General features: G+C 63.0%; 18 protein-coding genes and 3 tRNA genes. 9 read left to right on the top strand and 12 right to left on the bottom strand.

Translation table 11 applies throughout. The features are described 5' to 3' along the window. Window positions 1-50 precede the first annotated feature (50 nt). Window positions 51-124: transfer RNA gene (locus J5J06_04910), tRNA-Met, on the top strand. Between the two features lie 64 nt (window positions 125-188). On the opposite strand, the gene hypB is transcribed toward J5J06_04910, so the two are convergent. The 5 genes from hypB to J5J06_04885 all read right to left on the bottom strand — a co-directional run bounded on the left by hypB (window position 189) and on the right by J5J06_04885 (window position 3784). Continuing rightward, window positions 189-866, bottom strand: a complete 678-nt coding sequence (gene hypB / locus J5J06_04905; protein ID MCO6436408.1) for a hydrogenase nickel incorporation protein HypB — start codon at window positions 864-866, stop codon at window positions 189-191. Next, window positions 859-1212 (bottom strand): hydrogenase maturation nickel metallochaperone HypA, encoded by a 354-nt coding sequence (locus tag J5J06_04900; protein ID MCO6436407.1) that lies wholly within the window; start codon window positions 1210-1212, stop codon window positions 859-861. Before J5J06_04900 ends, hypB begins: the two co-directional genes overlap by 8 nt. 161 nt (window positions 1213-1373) lie before the next feature. Beyond that, window positions 1374-2393: a hydrogenase expression/formation protein HypE gene (gene hypE, locus J5J06_04895; GenBank protein ID MCO6436406.1), complete on the bottom strand. Its 1020-nt coding sequence runs from the start codon at window positions 2391-2393 to the stop codon at window positions 1374-1376. Between the two features lie 42 nt (window positions 2394-2435). Beyond that, window positions 2436-3539 carry a hydrogenase formation protein HypD gene (hypD, locus tag J5J06_04890; GenBank protein MCO6436405.1) on the bottom strand — a complete coding sequence of 368 codons (1104 nt, stop codon included), beginning with the start codon at window positions 3537-3539 and terminating at the stop codon, window positions 2436-2438. Further along, window positions 3536-3784 carry a HypC/HybG/HupF family hydrogenase formation chaperone gene (locus J5J06_04885; protein ID MCO6436404.1) on the bottom strand — a complete coding sequence of 83 codons (249 nt, stop codon included), beginning with the start codon at window positions 3782-3784 and terminating at the stop codon, window positions 3536-3538. Before J5J06_04885 ends, hypD begins: the two co-directional genes overlap by 4 nt. Window positions 3785-4075: 291 nt before the next feature. Here J5J06_04885 and J5J06_04880 point away from each other — a divergent pair, with 291 nt between their 5' ends. The 3 genes from J5J06_04880 to J5J06_04870 all read left to right on the top strand — a co-directional run bounded on the left by J5J06_04880 (window position 4076) and on the right by J5J06_04870 (window position 6422). After that, a complete protein-coding gene (locus J5J06_04880) occupies window positions 4076-4531 on the top strand; it encodes a hypothetical protein (protein MCO6436403.1) in 456 nt (151 codons plus the stop codon). Between the two features lie 101 nt (window positions 4532-4632). Then, the gene (locus J5J06_04875) at window positions 4633-5409 is read left to right on the top strand and encodes a hypothetical protein (protein MCO6436402.1); all 777 of its coding nucleotides are present in this window, start codon (window positions 4633-4635) and stop codon (window positions 5407-5409) included. A gap of 2 nt (window positions 5410-5411) precedes the next feature. Continuing rightward, a complete protein-coding gene (locus J5J06_04870; protein MCO6436401.1) occupies window positions 5412-6422 on the top strand; it encodes a DUF1028 domain-containing protein in 1011 nt (336 codons plus the stop codon). 170 nt (window positions 6423-6592) lie between these two features. On the opposite strand, the gene J5J06_04865 is transcribed toward J5J06_04870, so the two are convergent. Beyond that, window positions 6593-7831, bottom strand: coding sequence for an arginine deiminase (locus tag J5J06_04865; protein MCO6436400.1), 1239 nt, complete (start codon window positions 7829-7831; stop codon window positions 6593-6595). Between the two features lie 95 nt (window positions 7832-7926). Then, on the bottom strand, window positions 7927-9141 hold the full coding sequence (locus J5J06_04860) for a hypothetical protein (protein MCO6436399.1): 1215 nt from the start codon (window positions 9139-9141) through the stop codon (window positions 7927-7929). 560 nt (window positions 9142-9701) lie between these two features. Between J5J06_04860 and J5J06_04855 the strand changes: the two genes are divergently transcribed. Next, window positions 9702-11933 carry a calcium-binding protein gene (locus J5J06_04855; GenBank protein MCO6436398.1) on the top strand — a complete coding sequence of 744 codons (2232 nt, stop codon included), beginning with the start codon at window positions 9702-9704 and terminating at the stop codon, window positions 11931-11933. Between the two features lie 47 nt (window positions 11934-11980). Here J5J06_04855 and J5J06_04850 read toward each other — a convergent pair whose 3' ends face one another. The 3 genes from J5J06_04850 to der form a co-directional block, all read right to left on the bottom strand. Next, window positions 11981-13642, bottom strand: a complete 1662-nt coding sequence (locus J5J06_04850; protein ID MCO6436397.1) for a hypothetical protein — start codon at window positions 13640-13642, stop codon at window positions 11981-11983. Window positions 13643-13908: 266 nt separating this feature from the next. After that, a complete protein-coding gene (locus J5J06_04845) occupies window positions 13909-14436 on the bottom strand; it encodes a hypothetical protein (protein ID MCO6436396.1) in 528 nt (175 codons plus the stop codon). Then, a complete protein-coding gene (der, locus tag J5J06_04840) occupies window positions 14426-15814 on the bottom strand; it encodes a ribosome biogenesis GTPase Der (protein ID MCO6436395.1) in 1389 nt (462 codons plus the stop codon). Before der ends, J5J06_04845 begins: the two co-directional genes overlap by 11 nt. A 177-nt stretch (window positions 15815-15991) precedes the next feature. Here der and J5J06_04835 point away from each other — a divergent pair, with 177 nt between their 5' ends. After that, window positions 15992-17347, top strand: coding sequence for a tryptophanase (locus tag J5J06_04835; GenBank protein ID MCO6436394.1), 1356 nt, complete (start codon window positions 15992-15994; stop codon window positions 17345-17347). 35 nt (window positions 17348-17382) lie between these two features. After that, entirely contained in the window at window positions 17383-17979 is a 597-nt protein-coding gene (amrA, locus tag J5J06_04830; GenBank protein ID MCO6436393.1) for an AmmeMemoRadiSam system protein A, read from the top strand. A 50-nt stretch (window positions 17980-18029) separates the two neighbouring features. Here amrA and J5J06_04825 read toward each other — a convergent pair whose 3' ends face one another. After that, complete coding sequence (locus J5J06_04825; protein ID MCO6436392.1) at window positions 18030-20756, bottom strand: protein kinase; 2727 nt, start codon at window positions 20754-20756, stop codon at window positions 18030-18032. A 123-nt stretch (window positions 20757-20879) separates the two neighbouring features. Here J5J06_04825 and J5J06_04820 point away from each other — a divergent pair. Then, window positions 20880-20964, top strand: a tRNA-Leu gene (locus J5J06_04820). A 179-nt stretch (window positions 20965-21143) separates the two neighbouring features. On the opposite strand, the gene J5J06_04815 is transcribed toward J5J06_04820, so the two are convergent. After that, window positions 21144-21216: transfer RNA gene (locus J5J06_04815), tRNA-Glu, on the bottom strand. Window positions 21217-21390: 174 nt separating this feature from the next. On the opposite strand from J5J06_04815, the gene uvrB reads away from it, so the two are divergent. Next, window positions 21391-23469 carry an excinuclease ABC subunit UvrB gene (gene uvrB, locus J5J06_04810; GenBank protein ID MCO6436391.1) on the top strand — a complete coding sequence of 693 codons (2079 nt, stop codon included), beginning with the start codon at window positions 21391-21393 and terminating at the stop codon, window positions 23467-23469. Window positions 23470-23593: the final 124 nt, after the last annotated feature.

Below are 23593 nucleotides of genomic sequence, written 5' to 3'. Positions count from 1 at the left end.
CCAAGCGCCGCAACGGGACATGTCCGTCCGCCGTTACGGCGTTGGAATTCGGCGGCGTAGCTCAGATGGTTAGAGCGTGGGATTCATAACCCCAAGGTCCCCGGTTCGACCCCGGGCGCCGCTAAATATATTCCCAGAAGAGACTTACGCGGTTCGCGGGTCCTTTGGGCCGCGCGAGCCGTTCCAGTTCACCTTGGCTGCCGCAGCGACCCAACTCGCAGTGGATCAGCCAGCCCCACCAGCCAATCTGCAAACGAGCCTGCCGACGCCGGATCTTTACGCGTCACGCGGTCAATCGTCGCACCTTCGTTGAGAATCTTGATTTCTCGCGTCGCTCGTTCCAGGTCAAAGTCCGTTGCGCCGAGCAGGTCGGTCTTGGAGATCACCACGCGGTCGGCCACCTGGAACAGGTGAGGATACTTCGCCGGCTTGTCGTCACCTTCCGTTACGCTCAACACGGAAACGCGGGCTTGCTCCCCGAGATCGAAGTTGGCGGGGCAAACGGGGTTCCCCACATTCTCGATGAGCACCACATCCAGCTCGCCGAGCGGCAGCCGTCTCAATCCTTGCTCGACGAGTGTGGCGGTCAGATGACACCCGCCCTCCGTCAGGATCTGCACGACGGGCACGCCGCAGGCCGCGATGCGCTCCGCGTCGCGTGTTGTCGCGATGTCTCCTTCGATGACGCCGGCGCGAACCTGCCGACGAAGCAACGGCAGAACACACTCCAGCAGCGCCGTCTTCCCGCAGCCGTCACCGCCCATGATGTTCACGGCGACAGTGCCGTGCTCGGCGAGCAGCGCCCGGTTGTTCTCCGCGGCCCGATCATTGAGCGCGAACACGCTCTTGCGCACAACCTCAATCATCCGGCACCTCGAGTTCGATCGCACACAGCTCCAGCTCGTCTCCGCCGCTCAGCGCCACGTCGCTGCTTCCGCAGGCAGGGCACTCAAACGCCCAGGTATCCAGGCGGCGCGTTTCGCCGCAACTCCGGCAGGACAGATTCATCCCCACGGTTTCCACCTCCAGTGCGGCATCCGAGGCCGGCGTCCCTTCCCGCGCGATCTCGAAGGCGTCCCGGAGCATGTCCGGTATCACCTGTCGGGCCACCCCAACGCGGCAGCGCAGTTTCACGATTCGTGTCGACCCGCGGGACTCCGCCTCACCTCGGGCGGCCTCGAGCAGCGCTACGGCAATGGACAGTTCATGCATGATGCTGCGCCCAATTATCCCGACGGTAGGGCATGCGGTACGCGTGTCGCATGACATACGGCTCGCATACCTTCACCATTTAGACGCGAGTCGCCAAGCACCACCCTCGCTTGCACGGCAGGCTCTGCGCTCCTCGGACGATTCCTCGAAGCCCGACCCACTCAGCAGATGCGCGGCAACTCTTCGCCGTACGGTCGTTGTACCACGCGCCGTCCCCCGCCCGCCGTAATCAGCTCGACCAGTGCCGGCTGCGTGTCTGCGAGCCTTCCTATGCGCGCCGCGTCCTTCCCATGAGCGTGCCCGCGCAGCAATTTAAGGCAGCGTTCCGCATCCTCTGCGGCAACCACGATCACGACTTTCCCTTCGTTCGCCACGGATAGCAGGTCGAAACCCAGCATTTCCGCGGCCGCCAGCGTCGCCGGTCTGCGCGGCAGCAAGTGTTCCTCGATCTCCACACTCAGCCCAGACTGCTCCGTAATATCTACGAGTACCCCCGCAAGCCCGCCCCGTGTGGCATCGCGCATGAAGCGGATTTTCACGCCGGCGTCGAGCAGCACGGCGATCATCCCATTCAGCGGCGCCGCATCGGAAACGACGGGCGTTTCAAACTCCAGATCGTTGCGCGCCGACATCACCGCGATGCCGTGGTCGCCGATCGTGCCGTTGACCAGGATGGCATCACCTGCCGCGATTCGCTTCGGGTCCGTGTTTGCACCTGAATGTATCGATCCCACGCCGGCGGTATTGAGATAGAGTCCGTCCCCCCGGCCGCGCTCGATGACCTTCGTATCGCCCGTGACCACCGAAACACCAGCTTCATCCGCCGCCGCGGCCACCGACGCCAGCACGCGGTCGAAGACACTCAGTTCCAGTCCTTCCTCGACGATAATCCCGAGACTCAGTGCCACGGGTGTGGCGCCCATGACCGCAAGATCGTTACACGTGCCGCAGACGGCGAGCCGGCCGATGTCCCCGCCGGGAAAGAACAGCGGCTGGACGACGTATGAATCCGTCGTGAACACGACAGGTCCTCCGGACCAGTCGAGCACGGCGCTGTCCAGCAGGGTATTGAGGCGCGGGTTGCCCAGCGCGGCCACGATGTGCTCGCGGATGAGCCGTCCCATCATCTCCCCACCGCCACCATGCGCTCGGACAATTCGCTCCGTATCCGTCGATGTCATTCTCGCGACACTCACAGTCTTCTTTTTCCTATTTCCTATTTCCTATTGCCTATTGCCTTTCCTTCCCTTCGTCGCTCCGTGGCGTTCGTATTTGTACCACGCGCTGCACGTGCCTTCGCTGCTGACCATGCATGGCCCGAAGGGCGTCAGCGGTGTGCAATCGGCTCCGAACAACGCACACTGATCCGGCGTAGTCCGTCCCGTGATGACCTCGCCGCATCGACAAGCGGGGTGATCTTCATCCTCCCCCGGCACGATTTCGAATCGGGTTAGCGCATCGAATCGTGCGTACTTCGGCCGCAGGGCCAATCCGCTGTCGGGAATGCTTCCCAGCGCCCGCCAGACGGTATCCACCGGCTCGAAGACTTCATCGAGCAGCGTGCAGGCCACGCGGTTACCCTCGTCCGTTACGACTGCCGAATAGACGTTTTCCAGCCGCGCTTCGCCGTCGGCCGCCTGTCGCGCGAGCGCAATCAATCCCGCAAGAATATTCGCCGGCTCGAACCCCGCCACGACACAGGGCATGTTGAACCGCTTGACGACGGGCCGATACGCCTGCGCCCCGATCACCACGCTCACGTGCCCTGGGCAGAGGAACCCGTCCAGACGCACGTCTTCGCTCGCCAGCAGCGCAACCATCGCGGGTACGACCAGCTTGTGCGCCGGCAGAATCGAGAAATTGGTGACACCATCGCGGCACGCATCCAACACGGCCACCGCCGTTGCCGGAGCGGTCGTCTCGAACCCCACCGCGATGAACACCACCTCGCGATCCGGATTGCGCCGCGCGAGCTCCAGCGCCGAGCGCGTCGATTGCACCACGCGGACATCCGCCCCGAGCCCGCGCTGCTTTTCCAGGCTGCCCGAGCGTCCCGGCACGCGAATCATGTCGCCGTACGTTGCAATGACGACGCCCTCTTGCCGGCTCAACTCGATCGCCGCGTCGATGTGCCGCTGGGCGGTGACGCACACCGGACACCCCGGCCCGCTGACCAGCCCCACCGACGCCGGGAGCATCGCCCGCAGTCCGTGACGAAAGATCGATACCGTGTGCGTGCCGCAGACCTCCATGAACACCACGCGGTGGCGCAATCGGTCCGCTTCGCAATTCAGCGTCGCCGCGAGCTGCTCCACTTGCCTGTTCACGCGGATTCTCCCGCGTCTTCCGCCGCCTCATTCGCCAGCGCCGCCTCGCGCAAGTAATCCCATGTCTCCCGCGCGGCCGACTCCTCCATCGTGGAGATCGCAAAACCCGCATGGACCAGGACCCACGTTCCTGGAATCGCCTCCGGCGTCAGCGCCGTACAGACCCGCACCCGATTGCCCTGCAAATCGACCACGGCGCGGTCGTCCTCGATCTCCAGAATTTGGGCAGGAACGGCCAGGCACATGGCGCGGACTCCGGCGGAGGGGTCATCTGGGCAAACGATACCGCCCGAAGAACAGCAATTCGCGTACCACGTCGCACGGCGCCCGCCCCTTTCCGGTTGGATGTTTGCGCCGGTAGTGCGACAGACCCTTCGCCGCGCCACACGCCTACTCAACCTCTCCATGTGCCGGTAACATGCGCGCCCGTGCGGAATCCCGCTGGAGATGAGACGGAAAACGCATTGCAGATCGGTGCGCGGCTTGATTGAACTTCCCGATCGCCGCGCCGCCCGATTTTGAAAGGCAGGCTCGAATTGACTTCCGACCGTCCGCCGCCCGACGTGCTCTCCCTGATCGTTTGCGACCAGATCATCACCGATCGCCTGACCGGCAAGCACTCGCTCATCGGCATGTTCAGCAACATCCACGCCTGGCGGTTCCCGGCCGCGCACCCGGCGCTGTGCGTCTTTGCCACCTTGACCGAAGGCTACGGCAAGACCGAGTTGACCATCCGCATCGTGGACAGCAACGAGAGCCGTCCCGCGATCGTCGAGGGCCGCGGCGCCGTGGACTTCCGCGACCCCCGGGCCATCGCCAACCTCGTGCTCCAGTTCCACGGCTTGACCTTCCCAGAGCCGGGCGAATACCGCGTGCAGCTTTTTTCCCAGGCGGCGTTGCTCCGAGAAGCTCGTCTGAATCTGGTGAAAGTGCCTCCGCCGCAGATGCGCCAGGGCGGCCAGCAGCCGCCGACCCCCGCCCCGGAGGCGTAGGTGTAGGGTGCGCCTCCTGACGCACCGAACTTGGGCTTGTAGGGCACTGCGGTTCGCATGCCTTTATCATTGGCCACGATGTAGCGTCCACCGTGCGGACCGTGGAAGGCGACCACCGCGCGGGTGCATCTTCTGAGCCGCAGGCTTCAGCCTGCGCGACCGTGCAGGAGCGAGATCGACTCGGCGCAATCAAGGATGGACTAATGCCCGCAACATCATTCCTTCGCAAAGGGATGCGAATAATCGTAGCCACATTTCTGACTATCCCGACAACCGTTATTCTATTGCAGATTATTGAGTCAGTTTATGATGAGGAATCAAGATTCTCGTACACATTGTGGACCGGATCGACCGGCCTTTCTGTCGAAACCTATCTCAGACCGAGTTCCTGCTGGATCACGTTGGAGAAAACCCAGGATACGGAATACCAGAAGATCGACAAACTTCCGTCCAGATTCTGGGGCTACGAAGGATTTGGCTTTGCATTGTCCCACGATGAAACGTATGAGTACCTGAGTATCTCGGGCGTCTATCGAGTTACAGAGTACGGCGTACGAGTTCCTGTTTTCCTCCTCGTGCTCGTCTTGGGTCTCTACCCCTACCTCGTCCTCGTTCATCGCCCCCTCCGCCGCGCCCGTCGTCGCCGCTACGGCCTGTGCGAACACTGTAACCACGACCTCCACGGCAGCACCCTCCCCGTCTGTCCAGAGTGCGGCGAGCGCGTGCCCGAATCCGGCGTTCGCATCCTGAACACCCTTCTCGAAGAACAACGCAAAACAAATGACCTGCTCGGCCGCTTGGCGGCACAGACACCCGCAGCAAAGCGTAACCAATCCGTAACCGACCAAACTTCCTCAACTTCCGGAGATCATCCATGACAATGCGAGACGTTCTTACTATTGGCACGATCGCATTTCTGCTCACTTGTTCCATTGAAATCGCCGCCGACGATCACCCCAACCTTAGTCCCATTCGTCCCGTCTCCACCTACTCCATCGTCGCCCGCGACATGGAGACCGGCGAACTCGGCGTGGCCGTGCAGTCGCACTGGTTCTCCGTCGGCAGCGTGGTTCCCTGGGCCGAGGCCGGCGTCGGCGCCGTCGCCACGCAATCGCTCGTCGACCCCGCCTACGGGCCGCTCGGCTTGGACCTGATGCGCCTGGGTCGAACCGCACCCGACGCGCTCAAATCCGTCCTCGCCGGTGACGCCGGACGCGAGGTTCGGCAAGTGGCCATGATCGACGCGCGGGGCAATGTCGCGGCGCACACCGGTTCGAAGTGCATCGCCGCGGCGGGCCACGTCGTCGACGAGAAATTCCAGTTTTCCGTGCAGGCCAACCTCATGGCCAGGGATACCGTCTGGCCCGCGATGGCCGCCGCCTTCCGCAGCGCCAAGGGTGATCTCGCCGAGCGCATGCTCGCCGCCCTCGACGCCGCGGAGAAGGAGGGGGGCGACATCCGCGGCAGGCAGTCGGCCGCGCTGCTCGTCGTCGCCGCCCAGTCCACCGGCAAGCCGTGGATCGATCGCCAATTCGACATCCGCGTCGAGGATCACCCGCAACCGCTCGTCGAACTCCGCCGGCTCGTGGGCATTCAGCGGGCGTATCATCACATGAACGCGGGCGACCTGGCCGTCGAGCACAACGACTTTGAACTCGCCCAGCGTGAATACGCCGCGGCCGAGAAGCTCGCTCCGCAGATCGTGGAGATTCCCTTCTGGAAAGCCGTCTCATTGGCCAGCGCCGACCGCGTGGACGAGGCTCTGCCCATTTTCCGCGAGGTCTTTCAGCGCGAACCCGTCTGGGCCGATCTGGTTCCGCGACTGGTCGAAGCGGGCCTTTTGCCCAATAAACCCGACTTGATCAACAGGATTCTCGCACAGAAAAAGTAAACATCGTTAAACGGTGGACTGGCAGGGCAAGCGCTTCGTACGTCGTCATTCCGGCGAAAGCCGGAATCCAGACGTGGCCGGGCTGCTCCCGCCGCCTGGGTGACTTGCCGATGCACCGCATTCATCATGGCGGGCGCACATCACTGTCGTTGACCGTGCCGTGTCTCTTCCTATTGCCTGTTGCCCGTTGCCTGTCGCCTTCTTAGCGGCATGGTCATGCACCTCGGGCCGCCGAGGCCGCGGACCAACTCCGAACTTGCAATCGGGAGGCAACGCACGCCGGCTTTTTCCAGAGCCTGCGCCGTGCGCTCGTTGCGGTCGTAGGTAATGACCGTCCGCGGCGCGATGGCCAATACGTTGGCCCCGTCGGTGCGCTGTTCGCGAGCGGCGAAATGCTTGTCGCCCCCGGCCGTGTCTACGACGGTGACGTTGCCGTCGAACTCATCGCCGAGGATGTCAGTCAGTGAGCGCTCTTCGGGGATTCGGCGGACCCCGAACGTGCCCGGATCGTCGCTTGGTTCGTAGCGGTGGATGTAAGAAATCTGCCCGACGACCTCTGAAAACCACACCGTCAGACCGCGATCGACAATGGTGAACACCGTGTCGAGGTGCATGAAAGCCCGCTCGGTGGGGATGGGGATCTCGTACACGCGCTTGATCTTTCCGTGTCGGAAGCAATTGCCCGCGAGGATTTCGATGGTCTCGCTGCGGGTGCGCTCGCTGTCGCCGATCAGCACGGCATCCGACGACAGGATAATGACATCGCCACCCTCGATGGTGTACGGCCGATCCTCCATCGGTTCGTCCGTTCCGCCGTAGGTGATGGTGTTGCCGCGGAATTCGTCGTGGTTCTCCAGAACGGCGCGGACGAGTTGCGTCTCGCGGACCCGCGCCGCGTAGTGCATTTTCGAACAGATGGCGGCGTCGCGGACGACGACCGCCGGGTCGCGGCTGAAGTAGGCGTTGGGAATCGGCGGGAGGAGAAAATCGTCGGGCGATTGCCGCGCCCCGATCCGCCGGCCCGTCGCGGCGCGATATTCCTCCGACGTCAGCCCCGCAAACATGATCTGTGTGAGCGCGTCGACATCCCAGTACTTCAAAGCCGCCAGATCGTCGGCGATCGCGGGGACGCCTTCCGAACGGCAGACGTCCTCGACCAGCGTCGCGCGCTGCTCCTCGCCGGCCAGCAATTCCGCAAGAAGGTTCTCCAGATAGACAACTTCGATGCCCTGGTCGCGCATGAGCTGGACGAAGGCGTCGTGTTCCTCCTGCAACCGTCGCAGGTAGGGGATGTCCTCGAAGAGGAATCGCTTCATGTTGTCGTGGCTGAGGCGGTCGATTTCCGCACCCGGCCGATGGACGAGAACCGCCTCCAGCGGATCGTATTCGTTGTCGATTTGCAGGCGCACGGGAACCTCGATTCGGCGGATGATGCGAGTGTGCCCAGAGCGGGCGCAAATTCCCGGCTCGGGCGACCGCGATCGTAGCGCCGCCGGCAAACGTGTCAAGCTGGGGCATTGCGATCCTCCGTGCGTTTCCTGGAGCGGCGTCTCCCCCGGCGGGAGGCGGGAGGGATGACGGGGAGATTCCCCGCATCAGGATCATGCCGCGTGGTGCGCGACCGGCGCCGTCGGGACCGGCCTCGCCGCTGATCGAGCGTCGATTCTTCTTCGTAGATTTCGGCGGTGGCGGCACGCCTGGGAGAGGGCGTCGGCGTGCTTTCGGTGCATTTCAGTGCCCGGCGAAGTACGTCCTCGCGGCGGCCGCGGACCATTTTCAGGAGGCACTCCTCCAAAAGCAGAGGGATCTCGCCGCCGGTATGGGAAAGGATGGCGTGGACGAACGAAGCCCGCTCGTGCTCCTTCAGGCGGTCGTAGATTGCGCCCGATTCCCTGGCGAAGCGCCGTCCAAGCAGTGCTTCCACGTCTTCGTCAATCGTGGTGCGGACGCCATCGGGGCTGCTGCGGGCCGTGCTCCACAGGGCGAGAAAGGCAGGATCGTTGCCAAGCACGCTCTCGGCCGCCAGCAGGATCTGCCGCTCGCACTGCGCCACGCGACCGTAGGAGGAATCCGTCATACGGGCGATCTCTCGCAGGGGGCAGCGCGATTCTTCGTCGGGAATCAAGAGTCGTTCCTCGACGATGGCGTCCAGAAGGGCGGCGCGGCCGGGCCGGGAGGAGGCGGCGCCGATGAGCCGGTCCGCCGACTGTCTCACGGCTCGCGCGTAGCATTCGTAGATACGGTCCCCGAGTGTTTCGGCTTCGGCTAATGGTTCATGCCTGTCGGGCCGGGCGGCAAGCTGATCGCGCAACGCCGCGGTCAATGGGCCGACTCGAACGTGCGTGTCGTCGCGATCAAGAGGAGACTGCGGTTCAAGGGATTCTCCCGAAGCGTCCGGAAATCCGCAGATGGGTTCACTGCCGTTCATGGCTTGCCGCCTGAGACAGATAGCGGCCCGATGGACCGCCTGATGAATCCGGGCGAGGGCGTAGGGAGCAAAGCCCACGCCGCAAGCCGGGTCGTACTGCCGGGCGGCACGAATCAGCCCGAACGAACCTTCCTGAAAAAGGTCTTCCAGATCGTTTCGCCGTCGCTTGGGGATGGCGGCCGCGATGCGACGCAGGTGCAGGCCGACGAGTCCGAGGTTCTCCCGAACGAGGGCGGCCTGCGACACGGTCAACGGAGCGGACGATTCCCGCCTGCGGTTCGCTGCGGACATGGATCGCTCCGCACATCGGGGCGTTGTGCGGCGTCGCCACCCGACGCCACATAACCTAACATATACCGAACTCTTCCTCGGGTCAAGTCGGGGAATTGTCGTTTGCACCGGGTTTTCTACTACCTCCGGCCGTCGGGGAGGTTACGTGCGGGTTTTTTTCCGTTGCCGGCTTCGCCCTCTGGTCGCCTGCGGTCTTTGAGGGACATGGATTCCGATTCCTTCCTTCCTGATTCTCGGACTTTCGGAGTCTGTATTCCGGGCTTCATTGGCGGTGTTCCCGCTAGCTTTGTGGCGCCCCGGATCGGTAGAATGAGGGTAGCCGGGACCGGCATCGGGCACGGGGATTCTCCGGATTTCGATGAGCAGAGGGCAATTCTGATCGGGGACTGAGATTCTGGTTCGCGTTTCGGGGGAGCGTGCGCGCTGTCCATCGCCGCACGGATCGGGCGGATCATCGGGGCTTGCATGAGCCCGGATCGCCGCGTCCCTACCATCCGCCAAGAACCGCAAGAATCGAAGGCCGGTGTGCGCCTGTCGGCGCGAAATGGAGAGAGAAAAACGTGAGGCCAGTGCTTCAGTTTCCATTCGTGATTTGTGTCTGGCTGTTGATGGCCGCAGGCGGCGGAGGAACTGCATTTGCGGACTCACCGGACGGCGACGGAGATGGCATTCCGGACATCGAGGACGTTTGTCCGCATACGATCTTCGGCGTTTCCGTGGATGCCAACGGTTGTCCGCCGGCGGCGCCCGGAGACTTTGATCGCGACGGCGACGTCGACGCGAACGACTGGGCCCTCATGGAACCCTGCGTGTCCGGTCCGGGAGTCATATCCGATCCTTCGCCGACCTGTGGCGATGCTGATTTTGATCTTGATGCGGATGTGGACCTGAGCGACGTAGTGGCGTTTGGGGAATGTTTCAGCGGCGCGGGTGTGCCGTCCGACCCCGACTGCGTGGCAACAGTCGTTGAAGTCTCCGACGGTTGCCTGCGCATCGTGGGAACGGATGCGGGCGCGTCCCTTGTGGTTGGATTGGATCCTGTCGATTCGACGCTGCTGACCGTGAATGTTGACGGGACCGGGCCGTCGGAATTCGCGGTCGCACTGAGCGAAATCGCCTGCATTCAGATTTGGGCTCGCAGGGGAAACGACGTGATTCTCATGGATGAATCGAACGGCGCGTTTACCAATGCGGTGTCGGTCATGATCGATGCGGGGGACGGTGACGACGAGGTGCATGGAGGAATCGGACCGGAATTGATCATCGGCGGTGGGGGCGATGATTTCGTCGACGGGGGACCGGGCGCGGATGTAGCGATGCTCGGCGCGGGGGACGACACCTTCCGTTGGGAGCCGGGCGACGGCAGTGACGTCGTCGAAGGGCAGGGCGACAGCGATACGCTCGATTTCAACGGCAGTGGGGCGAGCGAGAATGTCTTGCTCTCAGCCAACGGCTCGCGAGTAAGGTTATTCCGCGACGTAGCCAACGTCACCATGGACTGCAATCAGATTGAACAAGTTAAGTTCCATGCGCTCGGCGGTGCCGACATCATAACCGTCCAGAACCTGGCGGGAACGGGTGTCAACGTGGTCCATCTCGACCTTGCCGGAACCATCAACGGCAGCTCGGGAGACGGCGCGGCCGACATTATTACCGTGGTCGGCACGACCGGCGCGGATGCCATCCATGTCATCGGTAACGGCGGCGTCGCGGAGTTGTCGGGCTTGGCCGCGCTGGTTCGTGTTGCCAACGGCGAGGTAGGCAATGACGTGCTCGCCTATTCCGGTGCAGGGGGGGACTCCATGCAATTCGACGGTTCGAGCGGCGACGATTCGTTCGACGTTTTTGCGCCTGGCCTTGTGGGAGCACTGCGCGTGACGATGTCGACCTTCACGACTCCCGTGGAGATGATTGCTGTTACGGGAGTGACGTTGAACGGTATGGAAGGTGCGGACATGTTTTTCAGTTCCGGCAATATTGCCGGGACGGGCATTCCATTGGTCTATGACGGCGGGGATGGAGACGACGAGATCAACGGCGGTAACGGTGCGGACCTGTTGATCGGGGGCGACGGCAATGATCTCATCGACGGGAACCAGGGCGCTGACCTGGCGCTGATGGGCGCGGACGACGACACTTTTCAGTGGGATCCGGGCGATGGAAATGACGTCGTCGAGGGGCAGGAAGGGAACAATACGCTGGACTTCCGGGCCAGCAACGCCTCTGAGATCATAGATCTCTCCGCCAACGGCGGGCGCCTTCGCCTCACCCGCAACGTGGGAAATATCGTCATGGACTGCAACGACATTCAGCAGGTGGTCCTGCGCATGCTCGGCGGATCGGACACGGTTACGGTGAACGATCTCGCCGGCACGGACGTGCTCGGGGTAGCCGTCGACCTGGCGGCATCTCTCGGCGGTGTCACGCCCGACGGCGCGGCTGACACGGTGATTGTCAACGCCACGGGCGGAAACGATACCGTTGTTATCACCGGTTCGTCGGGGATTGCGAGCGCGACCGGCCTGGCGAGCAGCCTGACCGTCGCCCATGCGGACCCGTCCCTCGATCGGCTCATCCTCAACCTGCTGGCGGGCGATGACGTGTGCGACGCGTCAGGCCTCGTATCCGGAGTGATCCAACTCACGATCGACGGCGGGGACAACGACGACGTGCTCACCGGTAGCGCCGGGAATGACACGATCCTGGGCGGCAACGGTGACGATGTGCTCATCGGCGGGCCGGGTACCGACGTGCTCGACGGCGGGCCGGGAAGCAACATCATCATTCAGTGACGGGTTGTTTCGCCAAGTCGAATCCGTCCGATTGCCTTGCCCTTTCTCTATGAAAGCGCCCTAGCCGGGCGCTCTGTTCTCCCGAAGTACACTTTGGCGGTGATGAGCAGGACGAGGGCGAGGACGGCCAGGCCCCATTCGGAAGCGGCGGGGATGAACGCGGCCGCGCAGGGGTCGGGGACGTCGTCGCAGGATTGGCCGAGATGCCAGGTGCAGAAGGGACAATCGCAGTCGGCGCCGGCGGTCTCGGTGCAGGTGCCCTCGGTGGCGTTGCAGCAGGCTCCGGTCGGGGGCTCGCAAGTGATTTCGCTGCAGTGGGCGCCGAGGGTGAACGTGCGGGTGGAACCGCACGCGGCGGCGCTCGTCTCCGTGCAGACGCCGGACATCTCATCGCAGCAGGCTCCGAGCGTCGGGGTCGGGCAAGCGGGCATGCTCGGAGATTCGCAGGCGATCTCAGCGAAGAACGTGCCGTCGCAGTCCTGCTCGGCCGCGACGTTGGCGCAGTCGCCGAAGGCGTCGCAGCAGGCGTTGCAGAGGGCGTCGGGGATGGGCGTGTGCACTGGCGTTCCGCGGCCATCGTCGCGATGAGACCCCAACGGCGTGATCGAGCACGTGTCCTCTGTGCAGAGGTTGCCGTCGTCAGCACTGGCAACCTGTCCGGTATAGGGGTCGCAGCATTCGGCGGTGGTGTCGAAGTTGACGGTGCTGGTGCAAACCCCGCAAAAGGTGGGAGTCGTGGTACACCGGTCGATGGTACATGCATCGCCGTCGTCGCAACTCGCGCTGTTTAAGCAGCACTCGCATGCATCCGCGAATCCGTCACCGTGGGAGTCCGAGCAATCATACCCAGCGCGGAAAGATTGGGGGGGAACGCAAGTGGCGGCGGTGGCGTTTTCTGTGCAGGAGTTGTTTGAAAAGTCGCAGCAAGCTCCCGTCGGAATCCTGATGACCCCCGGCGTGACATTGGCGAAAGAGCCGGTGGCGGGGCCGAGAGGGATGTCGAAAACGTCTTGATCGGCCATGTAGGTATTCAGCGGGTCCCGAACGAAATCGATCGCGTAGATTCCCGCGGCCGCGATGGGAACGCGAATGATGGCGATGCCCATGACTTCGTTCGTTCCGGTAAAGGGCACGCCGCCCATTTGCGACACTACGATGAATTCGTAATTGGGTATCAAGTAGGCGACGGCGTAGAGCGTGTCTTCCTCCGGAGCCAGGATGTATCGCGGGTTTACGACGCAGTCGCCGTCGCCCAGAGGATCGCCGTCGCACACGGGTTGGCCGCTGGGCGGCGTTCCCGGCGAGGGGCAGCCGTAACGCATGCTGACCTCGCAATACTCGTCGGGCACGAACGCACCCTCGGTTTGCGTGCCCGACCCGGTGCCGGCGATGCCCTGGTTCTTCCAGGCGAGGGGCGCGCCGACGCCGGAGCTGAATCCGGTGGTGGCGTCGATCGTGCAACCGGCCGTGCCGAGGAGCAGGCCGGGCTCGCCGCCCCAATGGCCGCGAATCTCGAACATCACGTCGACCCCGCCGCCGGGGATGGTGATCTCGTTGCCGGCGATGACCGTGCCCGAAGGATTTCCTCCGACCACGCCGATGGGCACGAGGCTGAAGCCGCCGGCACGCTGGGCGACGGCGTTTGGGGTCGTGGCGAGAAGAAGGACCAGCGCGGAGAATCCGAGCAACGTGCGATTTGACCGGGACATGTCTGCTCCCTCCCGATTTATGGGGTCGGTAAGACAAGTTCGAGATGCACGCAATGGGCATCATACCATGGCCGGGGATTCGGCCGAAGCTAATTCCGCGCATGATTGAAACTTGGGAGGGGGAAGGGACCTTCCGGTGGGCGAATCGGGGCCGAAAGGCCGATCAGGCAAGCATGCCGACACAGCTTGATAGACCGGCCGGGCTTCACTTGTCGCAGGGCGACTGCAGCAAGATAAATTGAAAGCCATCTGCCCGAGGGATTTCCCTACTTTCCCAGTCGATTGAGCAGTGCCTTGAGAAAGCCCTTGGCCAATGGTGGAGGTACGGAGCCGTATTCAGGCGGCATTTCGTCGAGGGTGAGACCTTCCACATATTCGCGGGCGCGTTTGCCGGCTTTGGTGAGTCGGCGGACGGCGGCTTCGGCCTCTTCCAGGTTGGACTCGTGCATGGCCAGGACGAACTTCTCGACTTCGTCGCCGAGATCGATGACCTCGCCCGGTTTCTGCGTGGGGCGCGTGCGGGAGGGCGGCTCGCCGGCGCCGACGTTCTGCCCCTCGGCGGCCTTGTCGAGCAGCGCGGCGTAGCGGGCGGATTCGCGGCGGAGTTCCTCTTCGCGACGTTCTTCTTCCTCATCGAAGGGCGCGAGGCCGATCTCTTCTTCCTCGTCCACGGCCGGCGGCAAGGGAATGTAGACGCTGGTGGCGCAGTAGGGACACTTGCCGTGCTTGCCTCCGGCGTTTTCGGGAGCGCGAATCTGCTTTCCGCACTGGGGACAGGTGAGGTCAATACTCATCGTGATCGTCTCCCACTTCGGCGGTTTCATGCGCCGGCTTTGTCCGGTGCCCCGGTGCTTCCCCGCGCGAGGTCCTTGCGCGGAAGAGGAGGCGGATAGGCACCTCTCCAAAAGGTACCTGTTCCCGGAATCGGTTCAAGAGGAAGCGTTCGTAGTCCTGCGTGACCCGCGAGGGATCGTTGACGAAGAGAACGATGGTCGGAGGCCGTGTGGCCACCTGCGTGGCGTAGTAGAAGCGTGGGGGCTTGCGGCCGCGCTTGGACTTCGGCGTGTTTGCGGAGAGCGCCTCGCTCAACATCTGGTTCAGGCGGCCGGTGCTGACACGGTCGTCGGCCTGCTTGAGGAGTTCGGTTGCCAGATCGAGCGTGGACTGAATGTTTCTGCCGTGCAACGCGGACGTGAAGGACACGGGGGCGTGATCGAGCTCGGGCATGACCTCGGCGAGGTAGTCGCCGTAATCACCTGTCTGGGCCTTGCCCCGGGCCAGATCCCACTTGTTGACCACGAGAATGCACGGTTTGTACTGTTCGGAGATGAGCTGCGACAGCCGCTTGTCGACCCGGCCGACGGGTTCCGTGGAATCGATCAGAAAGAGGATGACATCAGCCCGGCCGATGGCCTGGACGGCGCGGTCGTACGCGTAGTACTCGATGTCGTCGAGCTTGCTCTTCTTACGCACGCCGGCCGTGTCGATGGCGACGATGGTCCGGCCGTCGCGTTCGAATCGTACGTCCACGCTGTCGCGGGTGGTGCCGGGCTTCTCGCTGACGATGACCCGCGGCTCGCCGGCGAGCGCATTGAGGAAGCTGCTCTTGCCGGCGTTGCGCTTTCCGACAAGGGCGACCTTCATGACCGGATCGGGTGGGGTCTGCTGGGCGTGCTCGCGAACGCGGGCAAGGACGCGCTCGGCCAGTTCTCGTCGTCCGAGACCGTTCATGGCGCTGACGGGAATGGGCTCGCCGAGTCCGAGGCGGATGAACTCGCCGGTCAGGGCCTCCATGTGGGGTTCATCGACCTTGTTGGCCACGAGCATGACCCGGTCGGTGCGGTCGCGGAGCAGGGCGGCGGTCTCGCGGTCGAGGGGGTTGAGTCCCTCGCGGGCGTCAACGACCAGCAGAATCAGGTCGGCCTGTTGAATGGCGTATTGAATCTGGCGCTCGACGTGTTCTTCCAGATCGTCGCGATCGACGATACCGTGTCCGCCGGTGTCCACGAGTTCGAAGAACAGTCCATCGTACTCGCAAAGCGTGGATACCCGGTCGCGGGTCACGCCGGGGGTAGCCTCGACGATGCTGATGCGCTCTCGGGCGAGGGCGTTGAAGAGGCTGCTCTTGCCGACGTTGGGTCGGCCGACGATGGCGACGATGGGCAGGGGCATGATGATTCCGTGAAATTCCGCCGGGCTGCGAATTCCGCTGGCGCCGCGGCTGTCCTATTCTAGGCGGACGGGGGGGCGATCACCAGAAACCCTTCCAGGGGCAGAGGGTGGCACGGGGCTTGCCGGTCGTGGTGAGAACCTGGGTTTGGAGGTACAGCCCGTGGCAGAGGATTTCGCATGAAGACCATCATCGAGCCGTTTCGGATCAAGGTTGTCGAGCCCATCCGCATGACCACGACGGAGCACCGCGAGGAGGTGCTCCAGTCCGCGGGCATGAACGTGTTCATGATCCGGGCCGAGGACGTACTCATCGATCTGCTCACCGACAGCGGAACGGGCGCGATGAGCAGCGAGCAATGGGCGGGCATCATGCGCGGTGACGAATCGTACGCCGGTGCGACCAGCTTCTACCGTTTTTACGATCGGCTCAGCTCCGTGACGGGTTTTGAGCACATCCTGCCGACGCACCAGGGCCGGGCCAGCGAGCGGATCCTGTTCGAGGTGGTCGGCGGTCCCGGAAAGGTCGTCCCAAACAACAGCCACTTCGACACGACCCGGGCCAACATCGAGCACTCCGGCGCCGAGGCCGTGGATCTCGTCATTGACGAAGGGCACGACCCCAAGGCACGCCATCCGTTCAAGGGCAACATGGACCTCGGAAAATTGGAGCGCCTGTTCGGCGAGATCGGCCCGGAGCGCATCCCCCTGGTCATGCTGACGGTGACGAACAACAGCGGCGGCGGTCAGCCGGTGAGCCTGGAGAACATCCGTGCCGTCCGGGCGGTATGTAATCGGTTCAGGAAGCCGCTGTTTCTGGATGCCTGCCGCTTCGCAGAAAACGCCTACCTGATCAAGCAGCGCGAGCCGGGGCAGGGCGATCGCCCCGTGGGGGACATCGCCCGGGAGATGTTCGACCATTCCGACGGAGCGACCATCAGCGCCAAGAAGGACGGCCTGGTGAACATCGGCGGCGTGCTGCTCTTCCGCGACGAGGAGATGGCCCGCGCGGCGCGGAATCTTCTGATTCTCACGGAGGGCTTTCCGACCTACGGCGGACTGGCCGGGCGCGATCTGGAAGCCATGGCCCAGGGCTTTGAAGAGGTGTTGCACGAAGATTATCTGCAATACCGCCTGCGCAGCGTGGAATACCTGGGAGAGAAGCTGTTGGCGGGCGGCGTACAGATCGTCGAGCCGCCGGGCGGACATGCCATCTACATCGATGCCAAGGCCTTCTGCCCGCACATCCCGCCGAACCGCTTTCCCGCGCAGGCCGTGGTTTGCGCCCTGTACCGTCACGCCGGAATCCGGGCCGTGGAGATCGGCAGCCTGATGTTCGGTGGGCATGGGCACGCACCCGATATGGAACTGGTCCGTCTGGCCGTGCCGCGGCGCGTGTACACGCAGAGCCACATCGACTACGTGATCGAGGCGATCTTGGAAGTATTCGAGAAACGCGGTACACTACGCCCTCTGGAAATCGTCGAAGAACCGCCTCAACTTCGTCACTTCACGGCACGTCTGCGCGAGTTGTAGGCGGTTTCCGCTGTTCCGTACAAGGTTACCATGCCGTGAGTACTCTCTTCCGCGTGGAGTCGGCTCAGGATCGTCGGGCGTTATTGCAGATTGCCCGCGCCACGGTCGAAGTGGAGTTGGGGCTTCGCGCCGCGACAAACATTCCGCAGTGTCAGATCGCCGGCACCTATGGGGGTGCCTTCGTGACACTCTGGGTGGGGCGTCGCCTTCGGGGATGCATAGGCAGCTTTGCACAAACCGACGATATTGTCGAGTCCGTTCGCGAAGTTACCCGGTCATCGCTCTCTGATCCGCGTTTTGTCTTTCACCCCATCACATCAGTCGATCTTCCCAAGCTGAATATCGAGATTTCCGTCCTCTCCGACCTGGCGCCAACAGGCGATCCGCTTTCACTGGTGGTGGGGGAGCATGGTATCGTGGTTCGTCGCGGGAGCCGCTCAGGCTGCTTCCTGCCCAAGGTGGCGACGGATCACGGCTGGTCGGCGGAGGAGTTTCTCAGCCAGTGCTGTGCGTCCAAGGCGGGGCTCTCGGCCGACGCGTGGCGCGATCCGGCAACGCAGGTTCTGCTGTTTACGGCAGATGTGTTCTCGGAAGAGTTGCCGGGTGGTTCGGCGAAAGCTCCGCGCGTGTAACCTTCGTCACCCGACACGTGCGGAATCAAGCACGCCGGGGCCGGTCTCGTTCACGCCGCCAGCAGATCACGCTTAAACCATGGGTGACCGGCCGTCGCGGTTGAAAATGCGTAGCCGGCAACCGCCAGAACGATCAAGAAGGCGACCAGCGGACCCGTTGCGTACCAGGCGGACAGATCGAGATATTGGGCGATTTGCATGAGGTTGCCAAAGAAATACATACCGGCTGCGGCGAGGAGCCCGTATCGAATCAGGGCAATGCCGATGAGCACCGCATGAATTGCCTCCATCGCCACATTTATGCGAAAAGTCCATCCGTCGCCTGTGGACCAATCATGCAGCACGAGTGGCGTAATCCAGATAACGACCCCGACAAATACGGCTGCCCATCGATTTCTGGTCAGGACGCGGAGTCCAAAGAGGACAAAAAGTGTGGCCAGCGCCTCGGCAAGAAAAAATGGATATACGAACTGGGAAAGCAGGTCTCGTGCCGCCATTTGTGTTGGCGGCGTCCACCAAGACGCGGGCGTTGGCGGCGGGCCACCCGCGAGGCGTATAAGCCCCGGCTGGACGAGCCGATGCGTCACCATGACCAGCCCTTCCAACACACCGGCGACCAGAATCGCTCTCCCTACCAGCGGATCGCGCCAGCGTCCGGCGAATAGGCGCCCCCACGCAATGAGCATCTGCGGCCAATGCCGCCGCACGTATGGCTCGAGGGCGATGTACAACAGCCACACAACAGCGGCAAGAAACAACGCAATCGCTATCACTTCGATAATCCGACCTATTTCTTCAAAGCCGGCCACGTGCGCTGTGCGGAGCATGTTTGCCAGAAAAGCAAAGATCAGCATTACCGTGAACACCCGGTTTGCCCCAGTGCGATCGCCTCTGCGGAGCCTGAGATTGTGCCGGGCAAGGAGAAGACTGCCCAAAAGGATCGAGCCAAGTACGGCCAAGAAGAACCAATTGGCAGCGTTGCCACGCGGCGATTGCATCGAATCTGATGGCATCTGCCATGGGTGCGTGGAGGATGGATCAATCACGAGGAACCAAACCGGTTTGCCACGGTACGAACCGGTTTCGATTCGTACTTGGGAATCCGGTTGATCGGGATAGGTGCCAGTCCATGCGAAACGCTGGTCGCAGTAACGGGTAGGTGTCCACTGTGGGAAAGTGGGAGAAAGAAGTTGCCCGTCGAAACCCGCTTCTTCAAAGAGTGTCGACCAGTCGAGATCTACAGGGGCGACCGGATTCTGCTCCTCCTCCACTTGTGGTGGGTTGATCACGAGCCTCAATAACCGGCCTGTGTGATCCACCCAGACGGTAGCCATGCCCGAAATGTTAGAAGGCGGATCCTCCACAGTGATCGGTCCGGCCGTGGCCAGAGGAACCAGCGCGATTGGACTCTGCCGATACCAGAATTCGAGGGCGGACGGACGCTGATTCGAAAGGCGGTCCCAGCGATTTGCAGAGGCGTCGTTTTTCTCGATGTACCTGAGATAGGTCGACGCCACCTCAAACCCGACCGCGCTGCTTTCCGCCGGCGCCATGAGCCCGACGCTGGCCAAGATTTCTTTGGCCCGATCGGCGAGGACTTCCGGCGGCTTTTCGGGATGGATCCGTCGGAGCAGCGTGTCACTGCCCATGACGAGGGCGATCAGGGATGCCAAGATGGTCAGCAGGCACGCTCCCGCCATCAGCGGGTGCATCGTACCCTCGCCTCCGGCGTTGGCGACCATTTCCGGAGACGGGGTCTCACCTGCTTCCAGCGCAGCGGCCAGGGGGTCTCCCCCCGGTAGTGCAGCGGCCACGGCCAAAGCGGACGACGGCCGCGCCGTCGGTAGCGGCTCCAGGCATCGCTGAATGACGCGCTCCACGGCAGGGTCGAGGCTGTCTGACTGCTGCGACAGACTGGTGGGTAGGGAGCTGCGCGAGCGACTGACCTCTTCGCGTGTTGCGCCATCGAACAAGCGCTCGCCGGTGAAGACCTCGTAGAGAACGAGGCCGAGCGAGTAGATGTCGCTCTTGACCGAAACGCCCTGGCCGGAAAGCTGCTCGGGTGACATGTACGCCGGTGTTCCCGCCTGAATCTCCCGCCCACTGAACTCCGCGACGAACCCAGCCAAGCCGAAATCGGTGATGCGGACGCGTCCCTGCTTGTCGATCATTACGTTATGCGGCTTGAGATCGCGGTGCAGGATTCCCTTGTCATGCGCCGCGGCGAGTCCGGCGCAGAGTTGTCGGGCGATCTGAATGGCTCGTTCGGGAGAGGGCCGGCCAACGCGACGCAGAAGGATCGCAAGGTCCTCCCCATCAACGTACTCCATGCTCAGAAAAGTCTGCCCGTCGGCCTCGGCGATGTCGTAAATTCGGCAGACGTTGGGGTGCGACACTTCGCGTGCGACGCGGACTTCATGATGGAATCGCTCCAGCCGTCGACGATCCCTGGATAGCGCCTCGGGCAGAAACTTCAACGCGACCGGCTGGCGCAATTTGAGATCGTCGGCTCGATATACTTCGCCCATGCCGCCCTTGCCGAGAAGACCGACAATGCGATAGCGTTCGGCCAGGATGGTGCCGGGTGTGAATCGGGCATCGTCAATGGACACGCTGGAGGAGTCGAATTGGTCGATCGGGACCTGGGGCGATTGAACAGTTTCCGTCACACTGGGACCGGAATGTTCCACGGATTCGGGGCGCACAGAACCGCCGCAGGAGGAGCAATAGCGCGCTCCTTCCTCGACGTTCTTTCCGCAATGGTGACACTCCGGCATCGCCGGGCATCCTAGCGAACGGCCCGAGATGTGACCAGCCGTTCGTATACGACCGCGTCCCTGCCGGTACAATGGGCGCATCGCATGAAGCAACGGATGCGGCCGTTCAGGTCGGATCCAGCGGGGCGAGTGGCGGAATGGCAGACGCTGGGGATTTAAAATCCCCTGCCGCGAAAGCGGCGTGCGGGTTCGAGTCCCGCCTCGCCTATCTCCTTGGGGACCGCTTGCAGGCAGGGATGATCGGCGTCGGGAAGCGCGGCCTTGGACAATCCGTGCGCGGTTTGGGAATCAATGACGGGATGGGCATCTTCCGGCCTGTAACGGATGAGTAGGAATCTTCGCGCATGAAAACGCCCGGCGGCGATTCACGCTCACCGGGCCTTTTACCACCCCCAAGGGGACTCGAACCCCTGTCTTCAGGATGAGAACCTGATATCCTGGGCCACTAGACGATGGGGGCCTCTTACCCTGTGTTGAATCCGCACGGCACGTGCCGTCTGTCAACGCTGCCGCTATTATTACCGTCAGGGATGCGGTTTCGTCAACACGCGCAATCGGCCAGCCGTGGCAAGCATTGAGTCGCTGGGGGATCGAGGGCAACACCCCGGTCCGCTGGTGGGCAGTCGAAGCAACCATGTTCCAGCATCTCGAAAACTCGTCAGCCGGTCGATTTCCGGACCATTTCGAACTGGTCAGCCAGTACGCCCCCCGAGGCGACCAGCCCCGGGCGATCCAGCGCCTGACAGAGGCGTTCCAAGGCGGCGCAAAGCGGCAATGTCTCCTCGGTGTTACGGGGTCGGGCAAGACCTTCACCATGGCGAACCTGATCGCGGTGCTGAATCGGCCCACGCTGGTCATCTCCCACAACAAGACCCTCGCCGCGCAGCTCTATGAGGAATTCCGGGAGCTCTTTCCGAGAAACGCCGTCGAGTACTTCGTCAGCTATTACGATTACTACCAGCCCGAGGCTTACATTCCCCAGCGCGACATCTACATCGAGAAGGATGCCTCGCGCAATGATGATCTCGACCGCCTGCGATTGAGTACGACCAGCTCTCTGGCTGCACGGCGGGACGCGGTCGTCGTGGCCAGTGTGTCGTGCATTTTCGGCCTGGGCTCACCTGAGGACTACAAGGCCAGCGTCATCGTCCTGGCGCTCGGTGAGACGATTGACCGGGACGATCTTCTCCGCCGCTTTGTCGATCTCCAGTACGAGCGCAACGACCTCGACTTCAAGCGAGGGACCTTCCGCGTTCGGGGAGACGTGGTCGAGGTTCACCCCGCTTACGAGCAGATGGCTTATCGAATCGAGCTCTTCGGCGATGAAATCGAGAAACTGGAGATGCTCAACCCGCTGACGGGCGAGTCCCTCGGCCGGCTCGACAAAGTCTTCCTTTACCCCGCCGTGCACTACGTTCTACCGGCCGAGCGGATCGAGCAGGCGTGTCAGACCATTCTTGAAGAACTCGACCAGCGGGTGAAGGAATTCCGCCGTCTCGGAAAACTGCTCGAGGCCCAGCGCCTGCTCGCCCGCACCAAGTACGACGTCGAGCTGCTCCGCGAGGTCGGCTTCTGCTCCGGCATCGAGAACTACTCGCGACATCTCAACGGCACGGCGCCCGGAGCCAAGCCGTACACGCTTGTCGACTATTTTCCTGAGGACTACTTGCTGATCGTCGACGAGTCGCACGTGACCATTCCGCAGATCGGCGCCATGTATAACGGCGACCGGGCACGGAAGCAGACCCTCGTCGACCACGGGTTCCGCCTGCCGAGTTGCCTGGACAACCGCCCCATGCGCTTCGAGGAGTTCGAGGGCATGTGGAATCAGGTCCTATTCGTCAGTGCCACGCCCGGCCCGTATGAGCTGAAGACCTGCGCCGGGGAGGTGGTCGAGCAGGTGATTCGGCCCACGGGCCTGGTCGATCCGCCAATCGAGGTCGCGCCCGCGCGGGGTCAGGTACCCGATCTGCTCCAGCGCATCGGCCAGCGCGTGGCCGTCAACGAGCGCGTCCTCGTCACTACGCTCACCAAGCGGCTCGCGGAGGACCTCTCCGGCTACGTCACCAATGAGGGCTTCCGCTGCAAATACCTCCACGCCGACATCGACACGCTCGAGCGAGTATCCATCCTCAAGGAGCTGCGCGAAGGGAAATTCGACGTCCTTGTCGGCGTGAATCTCCTGCGTGAAGGGCTGGACCTACCCGAAGTCTCCCTTGTGGCCATTCTCGACGCGGACAAGGAGGGCTTCCTCCGCAGCGAGACGTCGCTCATCCAGATGATCGGGCGGACGGCGCGCAACGTGAACGCCCAGGTTGTACTCTATGCCGACACGGTCACCGGCTCGATGCAGCGGGCCATCGACGAAACCAATCGCCGCCGCGCTATCCAGCTCGATTACAACGAGAAGCACGGGATAACGCCGGAGACCATCGCCAAGGCCATTCGCAGCAGCCTGGAGACCTTGGTCCGCGCCCATAAAGTTGCGGCCGACGCCATCCGCGCTTCCGAAGACGAAATGGATCGCACCGAACTGGTTGCGATGCTGGAGCGAGAAATGCTCGAAGCGGCCGAGTCCCTGGAGTTCGAGCGCGCCGCCCGCCTCCGCGACCGCATCAAGGATCTCAAGGGACTGCCGGACTTGGTGGTATCCGGCGCCGCGAAGTCCTCCAAGCGAAAACCCCCCAAATCCGGCAAGCGGTCCGAGGCGTAATTGGCCGCGGACTTCGCGCTCTTCGAGTAGGATGACTACGCGTTGATCGCCCTCGGAAATTAACGGGAATATTTTCGGCATGCCGCGCATTAATCTTGCAGAATCCGCGTACATCGGCGCGCCG

This window comes from Phycisphaerae bacterium, from assembly GCA_024102815.1.
Classification (GTDB): Bacteria; Planctomycetota; Phycisphaerae; order UBA1845; family UBA1845; genus JAGFJJ01.
Note: the sequence above shows the minus strand (reverse complement) of the source record. Positions and strands in the feature narration are given on the sequence as shown.

What these genes read in the sequence shown, in the direction of transcription:
- hypB (MCO6436408.1), bottom strand. Translation starts at nt 866, where the DNA reads ATGATTGAGGTTGTGCGCAAGAGCGTGTTCGCGCTCAATGATCGGGCC.
- J5J06_04900 (MCO6436407.1), bottom strand. Translation starts at nt 1,212, where the DNA reads ATGCATGAACTGTCCATTGCCGTAGCGCTGCTCGAGGCCGCCCGAGGT.
- hypE (MCO6436406.1), bottom strand. Translation starts at nt 2,393, where the DNA reads ATGACATCGACGGATACGGAGCGAATTGTCCGAGCGCATGGTGGCGGT.
- J5J06_04885 (MCO6436404.1), bottom strand. Translation starts at nt 3,784, where the DNA reads ATGTGCCTGGCCGTTCCTGCCCAAATTCTGGAGATCGAGGACGACCGC.
- J5J06_04870 (MCO6436401.1), top strand. Translation starts at nt 5,412, where the DNA reads ATGCGAGACGTTCTTACTATTGGCACGATCGCATTTCTGCTCACTTGT.
- J5J06_04860 (MCO6436399.1), bottom strand. Translation starts at nt 9,141, where the DNA reads ATGTCCGCAGCGAACCGCAGGCGGGAATCGTCCGCTCCGTTGACCGTG.
- J5J06_04850 (MCO6436397.1), bottom strand. Translation starts at nt 13,642, where the DNA reads ATGTCCCGGTCAAATCGCACGTTGCTCGGATTCTCCGCGCTGGTCCTT.
- J5J06_04845 (MCO6436396.1), bottom strand. Translation starts at nt 14,436, where the DNA reads ATGAGTATTGACCTCACCTGTCCCCAGTGCGGAAAGCAGATTCGCGCT.
- der (MCO6436395.1), bottom strand. Translation starts at nt 15,814, where the DNA reads ATGCCCCTGCCCATCGTCGCCATCGTCGGCCGACCCAACGTCGGCAAG.
- J5J06_04835 (MCO6436394.1), top strand. Translation starts at nt 15,992, where the DNA reads ATGAAGACCATCATCGAGCCGTTTCGGATCAAGGTTGTCGAGCCCATC.
- J5J06_04825 (MCO6436392.1), bottom strand. Translation starts at nt 20,756, where the DNA reads ATGCCGGAGTGTCACCATTGCGGAAAGAACGTCGAGGAAGGAGCGCGC.
- uvrB (MCO6436391.1), top strand. Translation starts at nt 21,391, where the DNA reads ATGTTCCAGCATCTCGAAAACTCGTCAGCCGGTCGATTTCCGGACCAT.